5 protein-coding genes are annotated in these 5,170 nt (G+C 30.2%); all 5 read right to left on the reverse strand.

Annotation, left to right across the window (positions count from 1 at the left end; genetic code table 11):
- On the reverse strand, nucleotides 1-168 hold a 168-nt coding region (locus tag M2651_RS14125; protein WP_434062156.1), incomplete at its 3' end, for an RHS repeat-associated core domain-containing protein.
- Between the two features lie 334 nt (nucleotides 169-502).
- Entirely contained in the window at nucleotides 503-832 is a 330-nt protein-coding gene (locus M2651_RS14130) for a hypothetical protein (protein WP_252132984.1), read from the reverse strand.
- A gap of 111 nt (nucleotides 833-943) precedes the next feature.
- Nucleotides 944-2,425 (reverse strand): zinc-ribbon domain-containing protein, encoded by a 1,482-nt coding sequence (locus M2651_RS14135; protein WP_252132985.1) that lies wholly within the window; start codon nucleotides 2,423-2,425, stop codon nucleotides 944-946.
- A gap of 27 nt (nucleotides 2,426-2,452) precedes the next feature.
- Nucleotides 2,453-3,244 (reverse strand): hypothetical protein, encoded by a 792-nt coding sequence (locus M2651_RS14140; protein ID WP_252132986.1) that lies wholly within the window; start codon nucleotides 3,242-3,244, stop codon nucleotides 2,453-2,455.
- Between the two features lie 29 nt (nucleotides 3,245-3,273).
- Nucleotides 3,274-5,170, reverse strand: a 1,897-nt coding sequence (locus M2651_RS14145; protein WP_252132987.1) for a hypothetical protein, incomplete at its 5' end; no start/stop codon positions are given.

Consider the following 5,170-nt stretch of genomic DNA (forward strand, 5'->3'; position numbering starts at 1 on the left):
GTAATATCTTGCCATCAAGTAGTAAAGTCCTGTTGCTTCATCATATCTGTATCCTGCATATCTTAATGGGTTAGCTGATGCCATTGAGCCTGATTGAGATACAATATTTCCATAAGCATCATAATTATACTCTGCAACAACATTACCACTTTCATCAGTTAAAGCCATAACATCTCCGCTTTTATCGTATCCATATTTTTTAATTTAATTCATTAGAATGCTTCAATACAATATATTTGGTAGGTTTAATGTAATCAAATACACTCTCCACCTTTATAAAATACAAAAGTGTATGCATCCAAATCAATAAGTCAACTTAACAATCATCATAAATCCCACTTAATTTTTTCCATAAAACAAAAATAGCCTCAAAGCTCAATGCTTCAAGGCTATTGTATCAAGCAGATAGAACATATAAAACAGCAAGCAAATAAAGAATTTTTCTAAGTTTTTTGTATAAAGTCTCATTCTTGCTTTAATTATCTAAAATATATAAGTTAAATTACACTCCCAAAATCCAGAAATAATCATATAAATCATTCTTATTTTCAAGCCACTTATCAATCTCTATAAAAAATTTCGTAATTGATTCGTGTGTTTCTTTAGACAATTCATAAACTTTTTTTACTTTTTTCCAATCTTCAAGTTTAACTTTTTGAGGTCCATAATAATTATAATCATCAAACACTTTATCTAAATAAGTTGATAATAAAGAAAAGTCTTCTGTTGATAAGAATAAAGAGTTTTGGTTCCAATTGTTTAATCCATTTTCAGCATATGAAAACTCATAAACATCATGTCCTTTTAGTTCTTGTAATTTCATCAAATTCATTTATTTAAATTTCCCCTCCTAACTTCATTTTACCAAAACAAAAAAGACTAAACAACCATAACCTCAAATACAAAAATTCTTTTTCCATCACCATTACCAATCACATTATATCTATTTTAACCCCAAATCCTTTAATATCTCATCCCAAGGTATGTTTCCTTCTACAACTGGAGGATGTAAACCAAAGGCTTTCTCAGAGTGAATAATATAGGTATCATTTTGTTTTGTCATTCCAACCTCATTTACATTATATCTTAAAACCTGCATTTTAGGGTATTTATTTGCCATTTCTATTATTGATTCGGCATGAATATCAGCTGTTGCCCCCTCTGTCTCTACAAAAGGTACTAACTTTCCATCTTTAACCATAGCCTGTGCATAAGAAAGTGATGTTGTATGATATGCCTCTTTATCAGAGCATATGGCCATAACAAGTGAATCTAAAGCAGGATTCCCCATTGCATCTTTAGCAGTAGCTTGGGAAGGATATAATTTAAAATCTTTTGGCAGTGATCTTGTATCAAACTTTACATAAAACTCACATATTACTTTGCCTTTATAATTTTGATAAAGCCCTGTACCATCAGATACAAAAAGCCTAAACTTACCTATACTTTTTCCATCATTTAAAGGAAAAGTTTTCTCATAGGGAAGTTTTGCATTAAAGCTGCTGTTTGATGGTTTTTTTACATTAGTATTATCCTTTTTACCATCTATCGGAGATGTAAATGTCATAATCAAAAGTAGAATAAAAGCCATTATTATCCATAAAATAATGCTTAATAAGCACCCTTTTTTTGAAGTCTTTTTTTGAAGTATAAAGAAAAATATTATTGTTGCTGCTCCCAAAATCCAACCTGTAAAATTAACAGACATAAGCATAAATATTAAAATAGCAAATATCGATAGAAGTATAAAACCTATAATCCCTAACTTATTTCCTTTTTTATCTTTATCTTCCTTATACTTTATACTATTGACTTTCCCCAAATCCGAATACTGTTTTTCCCAATATTCTTTGCTTTTCAATGGTTTTCCGCACTTTTCACAGAAATTAGCACTTTTTTTAATTTTAAAACCACAATTCATACAAAATATCATGTCTTCTTCCTTGTTTTCTCCATAGTTATTTTGCATTGCATTTCCCATCGGAACATATCCTATAGGAAACATTGCCTTTTCCTTCTTAATTACAGTTTTAAACTTCCATCCATATTGATTTGTAATTTCTTTTACTGTTTTTGGTATTTGACCTAAATCAAGAGTATACTCATAAACTTTTCCGTCTGGAGCATACTGCACACTTTTTACCTTACGAAAAAGCGTTTTACCCATTTGAAAAGATGAACCGCTTTCTCCTCCAAAGGATAGCCCATAACCTATTTCCTTTGTCATCTCCCACATATAAACTGTATTTGATGACTCATCTGCAAAAATTGAAGCCTCATAACTTATTTTCTTGCTTCCTGTACTCCATCCTGCATCAAGAAATTCAGTAAAAACTAAAATGTCTGTACCATTTCCCACTTCAAAGTTTATTCCCATCTCTTTAAATTTAGATGCTACTTTGTTTATTATTTCTTGCTTTACCATTAACATCCCTTCCTTTAACTTATAAAATTACAAAACCTTCATACATATATCTTTAAACCTTTTAACATCAGCATCTTCCATAAATGCACTTTCATTTTCAATTACAAAACACCATGAATTATATCTACTTGTTACAACATAAATAATGCATATATTACCTTTCTTATCGTATCTTAAAACTGCAAGACGGTTTTTTAAATCTTGAAATATATTTAATAACCCCCTATAATCCACATCAAATGAATATAATGAAACATTATCAATATAATCTACACAAAGCAGCCCGTCTTTTACCATATCATCTAATACATCCTTTACATCCTTTAAAGATATTGAATTATATAAAACATCCCTTGCAACATATGATATAGGAAAAAATATTCTTTCAAAATTATCATCATTATAAATATCAAAGGCATTATAAACTGAAGTTACCGTAAACCATGCCCCCTCATATTTATTTTGATATGCCACATCACAGCAGGCTAAGATTATAGCAAGATACATAGGTGATATTTTTATAGTTGTGATTTCATCTTTTTCATCTTTTATGCCTGAAAGTTCAAGAAGTATTTCACTTATTCTTTCTTTACTTTCATAACTAATATATCCTCCCTCACCTGCTACATAGTAAATAGGGTATTTATCCTCAAATATACTTTTAGGCTTTGCAAAACGAAAACGCAGGCATTTATCCTCAATCAAAGAAAATACATTAAAGTACGTGTCTGCATCTGCAAAAGTACTTTCAACATATTCTTTAATTTTATCAAAATTTTCTTTTTTTAAAGCTTCATCTGCTATATTATCATATAACATATACTATTGCCCCCTTTTTAATGTATCATTTAATCTTTCAACCACTCCTTAAAATGATTATCAATATCCTTAACCTTATCTACAATTCCATCTGTTAAACCTGTATCTTGAGCAATTCCCTGAACTATATTTGATGCTGAACTTTCTGCTGAAGCAACTAAAGCCTTTAACGCCTTCCCAGCATTTTCTATCTTGTATTTCTCTTTACCCAAATCAAAAACTTTGCTAACTCCCTTTGATATTGTCTTATTTACTCCAAACTCTGTTACAACAGATAAAAGGTCTTTCTTTTTAACAATACCATCTGCTACAGCACCAGCTATTTCCTTCGCTAAAGATAACGATTCTAAAGTTGCTTTACAGGATGTAAGAGCAGTTGATACACCAGCTGTTCCTATCGAAAGAGCAATATCCGATGCAAAACTTATTGTATTTGCTACATTTTCAGCTGTTTCAAGTTCATCAGCATAACTACTCCATCTTTTTGCACTATTTTGAAGCCTTTCCTCATTTTCAAAGGTTTGTGCCCTTTTTATTGCTATTGTATCCTCTTCATAGGCTTTAAGCTCTCTAAGATTTCGTTTCAATTCATCCTTTGCAATTTCAAGCCTTAATTTATCATTATTTTGAGAATATCTTTGTATATCTGATTCTAATTTTGATATAACATTTTTAATAGAATTAACTTGAAGTTCAGGATAAAATTCATTCTGCCAGCCATGGTTTTTAGTATATATCTTTCCATCTTCCCTTCGCGTCCCTATAGGATGATTATTTTTAGCATAATCATTTTGACTTTCAATTGGCTTTTCTATATTACTATTATTCATTACCGTAGTGTTATTAGGAATAAAGTCTGACATAGTACCGCTTACAGTAGTGCCTGCTGAATTAGCTGCATCTTTTACAAAGGATGATATAAGACTTATTAGGTAAGAAAAACCTGCTAAAATTCCTCCTATATTTGAAGCCTTAGATGCATCTTCATTTGAAATAGGTTTAGGAATAAAAGGATTTTTATCATCGCTTTCGTCTTTTTTACCATCATTGGTTAAAGCGCTGCCAGATGAATTAACTTTTTCTGCTGTCCAAAGCCCATCAAGATATGTTCTATATTCTGCTTCACTATCTGCTTTTACTTGCCATGAAAAAGTTCCTCTCATGAAATTACCATCTTTTTCTACTATACCAGAGTAAGTAAGTCTTTTAAGAGAAGAGGCATTACGTGCATATTGTGTTATTAAAACATTATTATTATCTAATTTCAGTTCAAAACTTTCATCTTTATAAAATGGTACTACCTGATTGTTTTTTATTTCAAATTGTTCTGTTAAACTTCCACTTGAAAACTGAGGCAAATTATCTTTAGGTACATACCATTTAGTAACTGTAATCTTAACATCCCAAGTACCATCTAAGTTTAAATCACTATTTACTTCGTTTTGTTTATTTAGTTTAGATAAATTAACACCTAAAAAATTCCCTTTTACTAATAAAGAACCGTTAGAATTATACACACTAAATGTTCCTACTAATTGATCACCATTTGAATTAATATCAAAGAAATATGAATATCCTATATCTATTTTAACTTCTAATTTATTTTCTTTATAGTTTATCATATCAGTAATGTCCAAACCACTAAGAAAAAGTCTTTTACCGCCTGGCATTTTTATCCATCCTATATTCCATCTGTCATTAAGGCTATCCATTATTTTATTTTTCTCCGCTTCCTTAACATACCATGTTTCTGCACTATATATAATCTTCCATTCGCCTTCAAACTTACTCAAATCATCATTAGAAGCACTAACTTTATTTATAGGAGATAACTTGAAAATGAAAACCATAAATGAAGGCACACAAATAAGACCCATTCCTTTTGTTCGAAAAAAAGAGGATCTCTTATAGGATCTATACAAAATA

It is taken from the genome of Clostridium caldaquaticum, from assembly GCF_023806125.1.
Lineage (GTDB): Bacteria > Bacillota > Clostridia > Clostridiales > Clostridiaceae > Clostridium_AT > Clostridium_AT caldaquaticum.